Raw genomic sequence first — 15048 nt, forward strand, 5'->3', positions numbered from 1 at the left:
GGAAGTTCCTTAAAGCGTCTTTTCGCAAACGGCGCCGCCAAAGTGGGCAGCGCGAAGAATCAGGTGGTCTCAGGCGATCGTCACGTCCGTGTCGCGCGCCTTGGTGAGGTAGCCGGTCACCGAGCGGGCGGGCACGAGGTAGCGGGCGGCGACCGCGACGAGCCGGTCATGGGTGACCGCATCGATCTCGACCGGCCAGCGGCGCACCTCCTCGACGGTCTCGCCGATGGCAAGCGCCGAGCCGTAGATGCGCGCGAGCGAACTCTGCGAATCGGAGGAATAGACCGTCTCGGCCACGAGCCGGATCTTGGCCCGCTCGATCGCCTCGGCGCCGAGCGCCTCGGGGACGCGGCGCAGCACGCGATCGATATGCTCTTCGAGCGCCTCCAGGGTCACGCCCTCGGCCGGCACGGCGTAGACGGCAAAGCGCGTGTCATCCATGGCCGAGCCCATGTACCAAGCCCCGGCATTCACCGCGACGCCCATCTCCAGCACCAGCTTGCGGTAGAGGAACGAGGTCGCGCCGCCGCCGATGACCTCGGCGAGCAGTTCGAGCGCGTAGCCCTCGCCGTCGCGGGCGGTCATGCAGGAGGGGGTGAGGTAGAGGCGCTGCAGGGTCGGCTGCTCGACCTTCGGGTCGGCCACCGCGATCCGGCGCATCGCCCGCGGCTCCGGCTCGCGCGGGCGCAGCCGCTGGGGCCGCGCGCCCTGCGGCGTCACACGGCCGTAGGTGTCCTCGGCCAGACGCCGCACCTCGTCCGGCGTCACGTCGCCGGCCACCACGAGGATCGCGTTCTCGGGGGTGTAGAAGCGCTTGTAGTAGTCGATGGCGTGGCTGCGGTTCAGCTCCTCGATCTCGTGCATCCAGCCGATGATCGGGATGCCGTAGGGATGGTGCACGAACAGCGAGGCGGCCATCGCCTCGGAGAGCTGCGCCGAGGGATCGGTCTCGACCCGCATCCGGCGCTCTTCCAGCACCACGTCGCGCTCCGGCGCCACCACGGCGTCGTCGAGGACGAGGCCGCTCATCCGGTCGGCCTCGAAGGCCATCATCGTCGAGAGGTGATCGCGGGCGACGCGCTGGAAATAGGCGGTGTAGTCGTAGCTGGTGAAGGCGTTCTCCTGACCGCCGAGCGACGAGACCGCCTTCGAGAAGGCGCCCGCCGGATGCGCTTCGGTGCCCTTGAACATCAGGTGTTCGAGGAAGTGGGCGATGCCAGACTGGCCGATCGGATCATCGGCGGAGCCGTTGCGGTACCAGACCATGTGCGTGGCGACCGGCGCCCGGTGATCGGGCACCACCACCACGTCGAGCCCGTTGTCGAGCACGAAGGCGGAAACCTCCGGGCCGCCGGCCTCGGAGCGCCCGAACGGGGCGGCGTCCACGCGGCCGGCGTGATTCAGGCCTCGCTGCGGTCCTACGGGCGCGATGGCCTTCCGGTAGAGGTGCATCCCACTTTCCTTATGCGGGGGCTCTTCCGCCCTCCGCGCTTTCCGTCCCACGAATCCCGGCATTGTCCCGAGATCGGTTGCCGGTGGCAAATCCCATACCGCGCGGCGTGTCCGCGCGGTGACGGTCCGCCCGAGTGCTTCGCGCCTTCGCCGGCCCGCCGTAAGCGGCGCAACCGGGCGAAGGTCCGCTCTCAGCGCCCGGACGAGTTTCTCATATAGGCACGCGGGTCGGCCTCTTCACGGTCGCTGATCGGACCGCCGACCGGGCCGCCCTGCGGCTTGGCGACCTTGATCGGCGCCTTGCGGTAGCCGTTGGGCGGATCGGTCAGCGTATCGCGGTCGGGCTCGACCAGCGACGGCTCGGTCTTGTCCGGCGTGCCCTTGAGCAGTTCGAACGGGTTGAGCCAGGTCGAATCGCGGGTATCGCCCTGGCCGGGTGCGTTCGCCGGCCCGGTGAGCGCGCCGGCGCCCGCGCGGCGGCCGGCATCCATTTCGTAGACCGAGAGCGTCTCGTTGTTGTCGTTCATGCGCCCTTGCGCACCGCGCACGATCGGCTTCTTCGCCTCGATGGCGGCGCGCTCGCGCTGGACCACCTCCGGATCCTTCGGCCAGGCCGGATCGGCCTGACGGGCGCGGGGCGCGGGCAGGCCGGCGGTCAGATCCTCCCGGCCGCCGAGCTTGGGCGGCATGGCCAGCGGCGCGCGCTCGCGATAGGTGATGGCGGGGCGGTCCGGCTCGATCAGGCCGAGATTGCTCAGCGTGTCGCGCATGAACTCACCCTCGGCGTGGGCTGCGCCGACGGAAAGGCCGGGCAGCAGGGCTGCACCCAAGGCCAGAGGGCGGATCGATCCGAAAGCCCGCGAGACGCTGCGCCGCCCGTTCATGCGATGTTCCCCAAGGTTTCAAGGATCGGCTCCGCCCGCTTTTCATCCGGGGCAGTCAGCCGAACTGCGATTCAACGTGAATCGCGGACCGAGACCTTCGTGAACGAGGTGAGCCGGGTTTCGGGCGAAGGTATGGCGCCTTGACGCGGGCGGGATGAGCTTCGTTTCAAGCCTGGGGACGGCCGCCGTTCCCGGCGACGTCCGTGGCCGGCGCGCGCTGGGCCGGCCGCAGGCTGTCGAGGATCAGGCAGATGACGCCCGCGACGATGGCCGCATCCGCCACGTTGAACACGTACCAGGACCAGCCGCCCGCGTGCAGGTGAACGAAGTCGAACACCGCCCCGTAGGCCGCCCGGTCGATGGCGTTGCCCAGCGCGCCGCCGACGATGAGGCCGAGCGCCACCGCAAGCAGCCGCGAGCCGGCCCGGCGCATCCACACCGACAGGCCGATGGCGGCGGCAAGCGAGATCGCCACCAGCAGCCAGCGCCCGAGACCGCCCTCCTGCTGGAACAGGCCGTAGGAGACTCCCCGATTCCAGACCACGACGAAATCCGCGAACGGCGCCAGCCGCCAGGGCTGCGTCATCACGAGGTCGGTGCCGAAATAGAGCCAGAGCTTGGAGGCCTGATCGAGCACCAGCGTGGCCAGCAAAGCGATCAGGCCGGCGCGAAAGGGGGTCACGCCGCCTCCGGATGGACGGCGTCCCACTCCCGCAGGGCCCGCGCGTCGCGGGGCGTCACGTCGGGATAAGCAGGATCGCTGCCGACCTCGGGTGTCACACGCCAGGAACGGGCGCATTTGATGCCCTCGGCCCGCTCGGGCACCACGGCCACGCCCTTCACCTCGTCGAGGCGGAACGCGTCGGCCGGGCCCTCACCGGCGCGAACCGTGATCGCCGAGGTGATGCAGGTGTCGGCGAAGTCCACGCCGTCGAGCGCGGCCAGAAGATCGGAATCCGACACGTAGACGGTCGGTGCGGCTTCCAGGCTGGCGCCGATGCGCTTGGCCGCGCGCTCGATCTCGAGCGCGCCGGTGACGACGCGGCGGACCTTGCGGATCTTCTGCCAGCGGGCGGCGAGGCCGTCGTCGCGCCATTCGGCGGGCGTCTCCGGCAGGGTCTGGAGATGCACCGAGCTGTCCTGCGACGGGTAGCGGTCGAGCCACGCTTCCTCGGCCGTGAAAGCGAGGACAGGCGCGAGCCAGATCACGACCCGGCGGAACGCCTCGTCGATGACCTGAAGTGCGGCCCGGCGGGTCACTGAGGAGATCGGATCGCAGTAGAGCGCGTCCTTGCGCACGTCGAAGTAGAAGGCCGAGAGGTCGCCGGTCATGAAGCCGTTGAGCAGCGCGACGATCCGCTTGGTGTCGAAGGCCGCGTAAGCGTCGCGGATCTCGCCGTCGAGTTGGGCGAGGCGATGCAGGATGAAGCGCTCCAGCTCCGGCATCTCGGTGAAGGGCACGTCGTCGCCGGGAACCCGGTGGGCGAGCGAGCCGAGCATCCAGCGCAGAGAGTTGCGCAGCTTGCGGTAGGTCTCGGCGAAGGTCTTCACGATCTCCGGACCGATGCGCAGGTCGTCGGAATAATCGGCCGCGGCGACCCAGAGGCGGAGGATGTCGGCGCCCGATTCCTTGATGACGTTCTGCGGCGCGACGACGTTGCCGCGCGACTTCGACATCTTCTCGCCCTTGGCATCGAGGACGAAGCCGTGGGTGAGCACCACGTCGTAGGGGGCGTGGCCGCGCGTGCCGCAGGATTCGAGCAGCGAGGACTGGAACCAGCCACGATGCTGGTCGGAGCCTTCGAGATACATCACCGTATCCGGCCCGCCATCGACGGCGCGGCGGATGCCGGCAAGGCCGGGGAAGGCTTGTGCGTCGTCCAGCACGAAGGCGTGGGTCGAGCCGGAATCGAACCACACGTCGAGGACGTCGGTCACCTTCTCGTAGTTCGCCGGATCGTAACCGGGCGCCAGGAAGCGCTCGGTGGCGCCCTCCGCGAACCACGCATCCGCGCCTTCCGCCGCAAAGGCTTCGGCGACGCGGGCGTTCACCGCAGCGTCGCGCAGCACCGCCCCGGTCTCGCGCTCGACGAAGACGGTGATCGGCACACCCCAAGCGCGCTGGCGCGAGACCACCCAATCCGGCCGGCCGGCGACCATGCCGTTGATGCGGTTCTTGCCCTGCGGCGGAACCCACTGCGTCTGCTCGATGGCGTGGAGCGCCGTCTCGCGGAGCGTGCGGTTGCCGAGCGCATCCACCGGCCGGTCCATGGCGATGAACCATTGCGGCGTGTTGCGGAACAGGACCGGCTTCTTCGAGCGCCAGGAATGCGGGTACTGGTGGCGCAGGACCCCGCGGGCGACCAGCGCGCCGACCTCGGTGAGCGCGGCGATGAGCGCCTTGTTCGCGTCGCCCTTCTCACCCTTGGCGGTGAAGACGAAGCGGCCGGTGAAGCCCGGCGCCTCCGCGGTCAGCCGGCCGTCGGCATCGACGGTGTAGGGGATGCGGGTGTCGATGCCGGCTTCCGTGAGGCGGCGGCCATTGGCCATCCAGACCTCGAAATCCTCGCGACCGTGGCTCGGCGCCGTGTGGACGAAACCGGTGCCGGCCTCGTCGGTGACGTGCTCGCCCTCCAGCATCGGCACCGGAAAGCCGTAGCCGGGATCGAAGGTGCCAAGCGGATGCGACAGGATGAGCCCGGCGAGATTCGCCGCCGGCACATCGGCCACGCGCTCGTAGGCCTCGACGCGAGCGGCCTTGAACACGCCTTCGGCCAGCGCGTCGGCGAGCAGGTAGCTTTCGCCGACCTTGGCCCAGTTGTCGTCCGCCGCTTCCGTGACGCGGTAGAGCCCGTAGGCGACGCGTTTCGAGTAGGCGACGGCGCGGTTGGCCGGCAGCGTCCAGGGCGTGGTCGTCCAGATCACGACACGTGCGCCAGTCAGTTCCGCCGGAGCGCCCTCGCGGATCGGGAACGCCACGAACACCGTGTCGCTGACATGCTCCTCGTACTCGACCTCGGCCTCGGCGAGCGCGGTCTTCTCCACCACCGACCACATCACCGGCTTCGAGCCGCGATAGAGCTGGCCGGAGGCGGCGAACTTCATCAGCTCCGCGGCGATGCGCGCCTCGGCCGGATAAGCCATGGTCGAGTAGGGACGATCCCAGTCGCCGGTGACGCCGAGCCGCTTGAACTCGTCTCTCTGTGTGTTCAGCCAGTCCGCCGCAAAAGCCCGGCATTGCTGGCGGAATTCCAGCACCGGCACCTCGTCCTTGTTCTTGCCCTTGGCGCGATACTGCTCCTCGATCTTCCACTCGATCGGCAGGCCGTGGCAGTCCCAGCCCGGCACGTAATCCGCGTCGCGGCCGAGCGCGCCCTGCGAGCGGACGATGACGTCCTTCAGGATCTTGTTGAGCGCGTGCCCGATATGGATGTTGCCGTTGGCGTAGGGCGGGCCATCATGCAGCACGAAGCGCGGACGGCCCTTCGCGGCGGCGCGGATCTTTTCGTAGAGGCCGATATCCTTCCAGCGCTCGAGCAGGAGCGGCTCGCGGGTCGGCAGCCCCGCGCGCATCGGAAAATCGGTCTTCGGCAGGAACAGGGTCCGCGAATAATCGCGGGCAGCCACGGGGGCGGCGTCGGTCTGGTCGCTCATGGCAGGGTTCGGCAGGGCTCTCGTCGCGGGGACGGTCGAAGAAAAACGGGCGGAAGCGCTTCACCCGGCATCCGGCGCGGCCGCTGAACGCGGCGCCTACGCGGAGGCCGGGCCCGTAATTCGCGGCGGAACGAGGATGAGGCCGAACATGGAGCGCTTCTAGAGCGCCCGCCCGCCAAGGGGAAGCCGCTTCGTCGCGGGGACGGAGGACAACGCCGAGGACTAGTCCCGACGCAGTGGACAGCGGAGGAAGGACGGCTTGCACCGGCCCCGCTTCCTTGCCATCAGCCCGGCCCGAAGGTCGCCCCGGCAACCGTGACGCGATGCCCGGGCAAGACATGCGGGCGAGACATGCGGCCAAGATGCCCGGCCAAGTCGAAAGACTCATTAGTTACAAACGCCGCGCCGACTACCGGGGTGCGATTGAGCACCGCGATCAAACGGAATAGCGTCCGCCCAAAGCCGCCCGGGCGAGGCCGCGCAACACGGTATCGGTGAGGAAACATGGCCCATTCCGCAACGCATGATGCGGGCGCGCCCGGCACGCCCAGCGCGCATACACCGTGGTACCGGGTGCTCTACATCCAGGTGCTGATCGCCATCGTGCTGGGCGTCCTGCTCGGCTGGCTCAGCCCGGAATGGGGCAAGTCGTTCAAATGGATGGGCGACGCCTTCATCGCGCTGATCAAGATGCTGATCGCGCCGATCATCTTCTGCACCATCGTCCACGGCATCGCCTCGATCGGCGACCTGAAGAAGGTCGGCCGCGTCGGCCTCAAGGCCTTGATCTACTTCGAGGTCGTCTCCTCCCTCGCGCTCCTTATCGGCATCATCGTCGGCGAGGTGATCCAGCCGGGCGCGGGCTTCGGCGCCGACGTGTCGAAGCTCGACGCCAAGGCGGTCGAGGGCTACGCCAGCAAGGCGGCCGCCGACTCCACGATCGCCCACCTTATGGCGATCATCCCAAAGAGCTTCTTCGACGCCTTCGCCACCGGCGACCTGCTTCAGGTGCTGCTGATCTCGATCCTGACCGGCGTCGTGCTCACCGGCATGGGCAAGAAGGGCGAGAGCATCACCCACGGCATCGATGCGGCGGGTCAGGTCTTCTTCCGCATCATCGGCCTCGTGGTGAAGCTCGCCCCCCTCGGCGCCTTCGGCGCCATGGCCTTCACGGTGGGCCAGTACGGCATCGGCAAGGTCATCGACCTCGCTTGGCTGGTGGGCACCTTCTACACCACCTCGCTGCTGTTCATCTTCGTCGTGCTCGGCGGCATTGCGGCGTTTGCCGGCTTCTCGATCTTCAAGTTCCTCGCCTACATCAAGGACGAGTTGCTGATCGTGCTCGGCACCTCCTCCTCCGAGACCGTGCTGCCGCACATGATGACCAAGATGAAGCGCCTCGGCGCGTCTGACTCGGTCGTCGGCCTCGTGATCCCGACGGGCTACTCGTTCAACCTCGACGGCACCAACATCTACATGACGCTCACCACCCTGTTCCTGGCGCAGGCGGTGGGGGCCGACCTCACGGTCGGGCAGTACGCGACGATCTTCATCGTCGCCATGCTGACCTCGAAGGGCGCCTCGGGCGTCACCGGCGCCGGCTTCATCACGCTGGCCGCGACCCTGGCCGCCATCCCCGGCGCCCCGGTGCCGGTGGCGGCGATGACCCTGGTGCTCGGCGTCGACAAGTTCATGTCGGAGTGCCGCGCGCTCACCAACCTCATCGGCAACGGTGTCGCCACCATCGTCGTCTCCCGCTGGGAGGGCGAGCTCGACAAGAAGAAGCTCGCCGAGGTGATGGCGCATCCGTTCTCCATCGGCACCGAGATCTCGGACGAGGCGCCGGAAGGCCCCGGCGAGGATGTGCCGGCGACCGCTCCGAAGGTCGTGGCGGCGCAGTAAGCCCGCCTTGGTCTCCGACGGGTTGCGGATTGGGATCGATCTCGGCGGCACCAAGATCGCCGGGATCGCGCTTGATGCCGACGGGGCGACGCGGGCGGAGACCCGCGTGCCGACCCCGCGGAACGACTATGCCGGCACCCTCGACGCCATCGCCGGCGTCGTCGCCGCTTTGGAACGGCAGGCCGGCGCGACCGGAGCAAGCGTCGGCGTCGGCATGCCCGGTGCGGTCTCCCGTGCCACCGGCCTGATCAAGAACGCCAACTCGGTCTGGCTGAACGGCCGGCCATTCGCGGGAGATCTCGCGGCCTGCCTCGACCGCCCGGTGCGGGTCGAGAACGACGCAAACTGCCTTGCCGTGTCGGAGTCGGTGGATGGCGCCGGGGCGGGCGAGACCCTCGTTTGGGCGATCATTCTCGGCACCGGCGTCGGCTCCGGAATCGCGCTGCGGGGGCAGGCGCTGACGGGCCGCAACGCGATCAGTGGGGAGTGGGGGCACAACCCGCTGCCCCAACCCCGCGACGACGAGCGCCCCGGCCCCGCCTGCTATTGCGGCCGCCACGGCTGCATCGAGACCTGGCTCTCCGGTCCCGGACTCGCCGCGGATTTCTTTCGGTGTACGAACCAAAATCTGACCGGCGAGGCAATCGTCGCTCGGGCGCAGGCCGGGGATGCGGACGCCGCCGCGGCGATGGCGCGCTATCGCGACCGGCTCGGGCGCAGCATTGCCCATGTGGTCAATATTCTCGACCCCGACGTCATCGTGCTCGGTGGCGGCCTCTCGCGCGTCGAGGGCCTCGTCGCCGCTCTCCCAGGCACAATCGCGCCTCACGTCTTCTCCGACCGCTTCGACACGCCGGTGCGGGCAAGCCTGCACGGCGACGCCTCGGGCGTGCGCGGCGCGGCGTGGCTGTGGGGGACGACATGATCGATTGGCTCCGCCGCCTGTTCGGCCGGAATCGCCCGCCCGCGCCGGCCCCGTCCTTGACGGCCTGGGAGTCGCCGCCGCCGCAACGGCCCGGCGCGGCGGAGATCGTCGCCCCGTCCGGCGCGGCCCGGGAGCCGCAGCCGCCGCACCAGCGCAGCGCGGCGGAGGTCGATGCCGTGGAGGCGGCCCTCGACGGCCTCATCGCCGCCGGCCTCCGGCTCGGCCCGCACTACGCGGGGATGGACCGGCGCGCCGCCGCGCGGGCGATGGCGGAGCATCACGAATTCGCCGTCGGCGACGACAACGCGACCCGGCCGCTGACGCAGCGCGGCCCGCAGGCGCTGTCGATCGACATCCTGTGGAGCTACCGCGCCCTTGCCGACGGGATCGAGGACGAATTCTCCAACGCCGCGATCTTCGAAGATCACTGCTACGACGGGGCCGACGACGACAGCTATCGCGCGCTGTTCGCCCGGTTGATCGCGGTCGCCGGGGTCTGGACCGGCCGCGGCGTCACCGTCGCCCGCGTGCCGGGGCTCGGCCCCTACGGCCACGGCTTCCGCGTCGCGTTCGACACCGAGCCGCCGATCCCGCCGCTGACCTTCCCCGCCGACAAGAACTTCGATTGGAGCCTGCTCGAACGGCTCGACGCGAGCCGGCCGGCGGGTGAGACGCGGCGCTTCCGGATCGCCGCCGATGGCGGGGCGGGACTGGTGCTGTTCCTCGACGACGCCGAAGCAAGCGCGATCGCCGCGCGCCTCGGCTGGGGACCGGACGATCTCTGAGGGGCTGCTGTTGTCTTTCGGTGTGATGAGTCAGCATTGACTTCGCCCGCCCGCCTTCCGAAAACCCGCCGTCCCCTCCGCGGGGCACGCTTGGCAAAAAACACGGTCCCATCATGCCCATCCTGACCTTCCCCGACGGCAACACCCGCGCGTACGACGCCGCGGTGACCGGCCGGACCGTGGTGGAGGGCATCGCCAAGTCGCTCGCCAAGCGCACGGTCGCCATGGCGCTCGACGGGACGGTCTGCGATCTCGACGAGACGATCGAGCGGGATGCCGCGATCGAGTTCATTTCGCGCGACGATGCGCGGGCGCTCGAACTGATCCGCCACGACTGCGCGCACGTGCTGGCGGAAGCCGTGCAGGCTTTGTGGCCCGGCACGCAGGTCACGATCGGCCCCGTCATCGAGAACGGCTTCTACTACGACTTCGCCAAGGATGAGCCGTTCACGCCGGAGGACTTCCCGAAGATCGAGGCGAAGATGCGCGAGATCATTGCGCGCGACGCGCCCTTCACCCGGGAAGTCTGGAAGCGCGACGACGTGAAGGCGCTCTTTGCCGAGCGGGGCGAGCGCTACAAGGTCGAGCTGGTCGATGCGATCCCGCCGGGCGAGGATCTGAAGATCTATCGCCAGGGCGAGTGGTTCGACCTCTGCCGCGGCCCGCACATGACCTCAACGGGCAAGGTCGGCGTGGCCTTCAAGCTGATGAAGGTCGCGGGCGCCTATTGGCGGGGCGATTCCAACAACCCGATGCTGACCCGCATCTACGGCACGGCCTGGGCGACGAAGGAGGATCTCGACGCCTACCTGCACCGGCTGGAGGAGGCGGAGCGCCGCGACCACCGCCGCCTCGGACGTGAGATGGACCTGTTCCACTTCCAGGAGGAGGGGCCGGGCGTCGTGTTCTGGCACGCCAAGGGCTGGACGATCTTCCAGGAGCTGATCGCCTATATGCGCCGCCGCCTGAAGGGCGACTACGCCGAGGTGAACGCGCCGCAGATCCTCGACAAGTCGCTCTGGGAGACCTCCGGCCACTGGGGCTGGTACCGCGAGAACATGTTCGCGGCCCAATCCGCCGGCGAGGAGGCCGAGGACAAGCGCTGGTTTGCCTTGAAGCCGATGAACTGCCCCGGCCACGTCCAGATCTTCAAGCACGGGCTGAAGTCGTATCGCGACCTGCCCCTGCGCATGGCCGAGTTCGGCGTGGTCCACCGCTACGAGCCGTCGGGCGCGATGCACGGCCTGATGCGGGTGCGCGGCTTCACCCAGGACGACGCGCACATCTTCTGCACCGAGGACCAGCTCGCTGCCGAGTGCCTGAAGATCAACGACCTGATCCTCTCGACCTACGCGGATTTCGGCTTCGACCAGATCCTGGTGAAACTCTCGACGCGGCCCGAGAAGCGCGTCGGCTCCGACGCCCTGTGGGATCACGCCGAAGCGGTGATGACGCAGGTGCTGGCGCAGATCGAGGAGCAGTCCGGCGGGCGGATCAAGACCGCCGTCAATCCCGGCGAGGGCGCGTTCTACGGGCCGAAATTCGAGTACGTGCTGCGCGACGCCATCGGCCGCGATTGGCAGTGCGGCACGACGCAGGTGGACTTCAACCTGCCGGAGCGGTTCGACGCGAGCTACATCGACGCCGACAGCCAGAAGAAGCCGCCGGTGATGATCCACCGCGCCATCTGCGGCTCGATGGAGCGCTTCACCGGCATCCTGATCGAGCATTTCGCCGGGCACTTCCCGCTTTGGCTCGCGCCGGTGCAGGTGGTGGTGGCGACGATCACCAGCGACGCCGACCCTTACGCCCGCGAGGTCGTGCGGGTTCTGGAGCGCGCCGGGCTCCGGGTGGAAGCGGATCTCCGCAACGAGAAGATCAACTACAAGGTCCGCGAGCATTCGCTGGCCAAGGTGCCGGTTCTGCTGGCGCTCGGACGCCGGGAGGCGGAGGAGCGCACGGTCTCGGTGCGCCGCATGGGTAGCCAGAAGACCACGACGATGGCACTCGACGCGGCGCTCGCCGCCTTCCTCGAGGAGGCGACCTCCCCGGATCGCCGCCGGGCCGACGCCGCTGCGGAGAGCCGTCCGAGTACCGATACGGTGCTCGATGGTCAGCACGTCGAGCTTCCGGCGCCTTAAGGCGAGGCGGGGTGGGGCCTTCGCGCCTTACCCCTCCATCGCCCGCGCGAGTTCGGAGAAAACCCGCGGGTCGGCGCATTGCGCTACGTTGAAACGCATCGAGCCGGCGGCGCCCTGGCTCAACGAGAACACGTTGCCCGGCGCCAGCACCACGCCGCGGGCGAGGGCCCGGCGGGAAATGTCAGCTGCGTCGAGGCCGTCCGGCAGGCGCGCCCAGAGGAACATGCCCCCCTTCGGCACGAAGGGCACGGTGAGGCCGACCTCCGCCAGCCGTCGCACCACCGTACCGCGAGCCTCCGCGAGCCGGGTACGCATGGCATCGACGTGGTGGCGGTAGCTGCCGTCATCGAGGAAGCGGTGGAGGGTCGCCGCGGTGAGGTGGTTGTCGCTCAACGACACGGCGAGCTTGAGATCGACGAGGCGCTCGACCCAGTCGTCGCGGATCGCGATCACGCCGACGCGGGCGCCGGTGGAGATCGTCTTCGAGAAGCCGCCGACATGGATCACCCGGTCGAGCCCGTCGAAGCCGGCGAGACGCGGGCCCGGCTCCGCCTCGAAATCGGCATAGGCGTCGTCCTCAACGATGAGCGTGCCGTGCATCTCGGCGAGCCGCAGGATGCGGTGGACGGCCACCGGACTCAAGGTCGCGCCAATCGGGTTCTGGAGGCCGGAATTGGTGATGTAGAAGCGGGGCTTATGTTCGATCAGCGCCGCCTCGAACGCGGCGAGATCCGGCCCCTCGGGCCCGAACGGCACCCCGACCATCTGCAAGCGGTGAGCGCGGGCGAGGGCCTGGAACGAGAAGTAGCAGGGATCGTCGAGCAGCACCGTATCGCCGGGCTCGGCGAGAAAGCGGATGATCAGGTCGAGGCCGTGGGTGACGGAATCGGTCAGCACGAGCTGATCGGGATGGGCGCGGATGCCACGCTCGGTCAGCCGCAAAGCGAGGTGCTGGCGCAAGGGGGCGTGGCCCTGCGGCGTGTCGTAGAACATCACCGCCTCGCTCTGGCGGGCGACTTGGCGCAGCGCCCGGCGCAGCTCGGCTTCCGGTAGCCAATCCGGCGGGAGCCAACCGCAACCGGGCCTCAGGGAGTCCGGGCGGGCTTCGAGCGATTGCCGGGTGATCCAGACCGGATCGACCGCCCGGTCGAGCCGCGGGCCGATCGCGGTGAGGCAGAGCGGTTCCGGGCGGGCGGAGACGAAGAAGCCCGAGCCCGGCCGCGAGACGATGGCGCCGCGCGCCGCCAGCCGGTCATAGGCCTCGACCACGGTCGATTTCGAGACCTGCATGCTGTCGGCGAGGCCCCGAACCGAGGGTAACCGGGCGCCGGGGCCGAGCGCGCGACCCTCGATCCGCGCCTCGATGGCCCGCATCACCGTCTCGACCCGTGAGAGGACCGGCTCCGCGACCGTAACCGTCATGGCTGTCCCTCCGAACTGTACCGTCACTCGTCCCGGACAGTTCTTCGAAATCGTACCGCAACCGTCTCTGTCGGGAAAGCGATGGCGCCGTCATATCGAGGCCATCGAAAGACAGGAGACGAAAGATGACGTTTTTGGAAGACACCCACGCGCAGCATCCCGGCGCTCATGCCTGGATCGGCCGGCGCCTGCGCGACGCGATCGTTCTGGCCGCGGGCGCCCTGCTCGCTCTGCCGCTGATCGTGCCGTTCGCCTGAGCGCCCTTTCGACGGCTTTTCCCAGGATCTCACCTCATCCCGAGGTGCCGCGGAGCGGCCTCGAAGGAGGGCTCCAGGGATCGCGGCGTCTTCGGGAGGCCTCCGCTTCGCTCCGCTACTTCAGGATGAGGGAATTGGCCGGGCGAGCGGATCCGATCCACGAACCGGCTGACCTCGTTCGCCAGACAGACGCTCAGCCGGCGGTGCAGTTCGCTTCGAACAGGGACTTCGCCCGCTCCATGGCCCGGAAGGCCGCCATCGAACCCGGGCTGCGCAGTTCCGGCCCCTCGGGCAGACGCCCGAGGAATTTCTCGGAGAGGTCGGCGACGAACGGCCGGGGGCCGGTATAGGCGCCCATGCGGTTACGCACATCGACCGTGCCGCACAGGGCCCCGGCCCGGCCGATCCGCAGGTCGGCGACCTTCGCCTCGGGGTCGCGCATCTGCCGCTCGATCAGACTCAACGCGGTGCGCACCGCCTCCGCCCCGACGCCGGACTCCGAGCCGTCCACGACGATCTGAGCACCCGCCGCGCTCGCGCCGGACAGGATCAGGAGGGCCGCGAAGGCGGTCTTGCACAGGCTCATCGGGCTCAGCTTCCTTTCGCCACCACTTCGATGTCGCGGTCCATGCCGCTCTCCACCTTAAACTCGCGGGTGAAGACCTGGCCGTCGTGGCGGGCGATCAGCACGTAGTCACCCTCCGCCAGCGTCACCGACGGAAAAGCGCCGATCGCCTCGCGGATCGTGTCGCCGCCCGGCGTCAGCACGCTGAAGGCGGTGCCGGCGAAGGCCTCGGAGCCGGGGGCGGCCACGAGCTTCAGGGTTACGGTGGCGGCGCGGTGGTTCATGGTCGCGTCGGTGACCCGGCCGTTCTCAACCCGGAGGTCGGCACGCTGAATCGCGTTCGAATCGCCGTAGCTCGACACGACGTGATAGGTGCCCTCGGGCAGCCGCACGATCTCGCCGGCCTTGATGCCGCTGCGCACGAGGCGCCCTTCCGAGTTCGTCCCGATCGGCACGTAGACCGAGAAGCCGAGCTGGTTGCCCGGGATCTTCTGGTCGCCGACCGCGCCGGACAGCTTGAGCGCCCCCGCGGCCACGCGGAGCTGATCCGTGCTGGCGGTGCCCGCCATGGTGATCCGCTTCGAGGCGCTGGCATAACCGTAGGTGACGGTGGCGACATAGGCGCCGGCCGCGAGCTTGAAGGTCGGGGCGGGCTCGTTCGAGCGGGCGACGATCGTCGGGCGGGCGCCGTCGCCATTCTCGCCGTAGACGCGCCAGGTCAGGCCGGAGCGGATCGGCCCGTTCGCGCCGACGAAGACTGCCGAGAGCGTGAGGTCCGCCTCGCCCTCCGCCGCAGGCGGGGGCAGCATCGGCCCGGTCACGCCCGGCGAGGGCAGGCCCGGTCCGAACGGCGTCGGCGCCTGCGCGGCGGCCGGGATCGCGAGGAGTGCGGCCAGAGCGACGACCGAGGCGACGATACGGCAGCCTGCGGACCCGCGTCCCATCGTCCCTCGATCCTTCTGCCCGCGCCGTCCGGGGCCATCTTGGCCCTCGATGCGCCCTGATGCACCCACGCGCTCTTGAAACCCGACCGTGGCGGCGGCATGGCGGTCGGCAGTTCA

The 15048-nt window shown here is 69.2% G+C and carries 12 protein-coding genes; 5 read left to right on the top strand and 7 right to left on the bottom strand.

Annotated features, from left to right (window positions below):
- Window positions 1-69: 69 nt before the first annotated feature.
- The 4 genes from J2W78_RS17410 to ileS all read right to left on the bottom strand — a co-directional run bounded on the left by J2W78_RS17410 (window position 70) and on the right by ileS (window position 5990).
- A complete protein-coding gene (locus tag J2W78_RS17410) occupies window positions 70-1452 on the bottom strand; it encodes a M16 family metallopeptidase (RefSeq protein WP_253372510.1) in 1383 nt (460 codons plus the stop codon).
- A gap of 191 nt (window positions 1453-1643) precedes the next feature.
- Entirely contained in the window at window positions 1644-2336 is a 693-nt protein-coding gene (locus J2W78_RS17415; RefSeq protein ID WP_253372526.1) for a hypothetical protein, read from the bottom strand.
- A 166-nt stretch (window positions 2337-2502) separates the two neighbouring features.
- On the bottom strand, window positions 2503-3018 hold the full coding sequence (lspA, locus tag J2W78_RS17420; RefSeq protein ID WP_253372528.1) for a signal peptidase II: 516 nt from the start codon (window positions 3016-3018) through the stop codon (window positions 2503-2505).
- Window positions 3015-5990 carry an isoleucine--tRNA ligase gene (ileS, locus tag J2W78_RS17425; protein WP_253372530.1) on the bottom strand — a complete coding sequence of 992 codons (2976 nt, stop codon included), beginning with the start codon at window positions 5988-5990 and terminating at the stop codon, window positions 3015-3017. The genes lspA and ileS overlap by 4 nt, the downstream gene beginning before the upstream one ends.
- Window positions 5991-6494: 504 nt before the next feature.
- On the opposite strand from ileS, the gene J2W78_RS17430 reads away from it, so the two are divergent.
- The 4 genes from J2W78_RS17430 to thrS all read left to right on the top strand — a co-directional run bounded on the left by J2W78_RS17430 (window position 6495) and on the right by thrS (window position 11743).
- Window positions 6495-7892 (top strand): dicarboxylate/amino acid:cation symporter, encoded by a 1398-nt coding sequence (locus tag J2W78_RS17430; RefSeq protein WP_253372532.1) that lies wholly within the window; start codon window positions 6495-6497, stop codon window positions 7890-7892.
- Window positions 7893-7914: 22 nt separating this feature from the next.
- Window positions 7915-8817 carry an ROK family protein gene (locus J2W78_RS17435; protein WP_253372534.1) on the top strand — a complete coding sequence of 301 codons (903 nt, stop codon included), beginning with the start codon at window positions 7915-7917 and terminating at the stop codon, window positions 8815-8817.
- Window positions 8814-9602, top strand: a complete 789-nt coding sequence (locus J2W78_RS17440) for a hypothetical protein (protein ID WP_253372536.1) — start codon at window positions 8814-8816, stop codon at window positions 9600-9602. The genes J2W78_RS17435 and J2W78_RS17440 overlap by 4 nt, the downstream gene beginning before the upstream one ends.
- Window positions 9603-9715: 113 nt before the next feature.
- Window positions 9716-11743 (top strand): threonine--tRNA ligase, encoded by a 2028-nt coding sequence (gene thrS / locus J2W78_RS17445; RefSeq protein WP_253372538.1) that lies wholly within the window; start codon window positions 9716-9718, stop codon window positions 11741-11743.
- 27 nt (window positions 11744-11770) lie between these two features.
- Here the strand turns inward: thrS and J2W78_RS17450 are convergent, their stop codons facing one another.
- Window positions 11771-13165, bottom strand: a complete 1395-nt coding sequence (locus tag J2W78_RS17450) for a PLP-dependent aminotransferase family protein (protein ID WP_253372540.1) — start codon at window positions 13163-13165, stop codon at window positions 11771-11773.
- A 125-nt stretch (window positions 13166-13290) separates the two neighbouring features.
- On the opposite strand from J2W78_RS17450, the gene J2W78_RS24770 reads away from it, so the two are divergent.
- A complete protein-coding gene (locus tag J2W78_RS24770) occupies window positions 13291-13422 on the top strand; it encodes a hypothetical protein (protein WP_301288603.1) in 132 nt (43 codons plus the stop codon).
- A gap of 193 nt (window positions 13423-13615) precedes the next feature.
- On the opposite strand, the gene J2W78_RS17455 is transcribed toward J2W78_RS24770, so the two are convergent.
- Both J2W78_RS17455 and J2W78_RS17460 read right to left on the bottom strand, forming a co-directional pair.
- Window positions 13616-14008 carry a hypothetical protein gene (locus J2W78_RS17455; RefSeq protein WP_253372542.1) on the bottom strand — a complete coding sequence of 131 codons (393 nt, stop codon included), beginning with the start codon at window positions 14006-14008 and terminating at the stop codon, window positions 13616-13618.
- 5 nt (window positions 14009-14013) lie between these two features.
- The gene (locus tag J2W78_RS17460; protein ID WP_253372544.1) at window positions 14014-14931 is read right to left on the bottom strand and encodes a hypothetical protein; all 918 of its coding nucleotides are present in this window, start codon (window positions 14929-14931) and stop codon (window positions 14014-14016) included.
- Between the last annotated feature and the right edge of the window lie 117 nt (window positions 14932-15048).

Source organism: Methylorubrum extorquens (genome assembly GCF_024169925.1).
In the GTDB taxonomy this organism is placed as follows: Bacteria; Pseudomonadota; Alphaproteobacteria; order Rhizobiales; family Beijerinckiaceae; genus Methylobacterium; species Methylobacterium extorquens_A.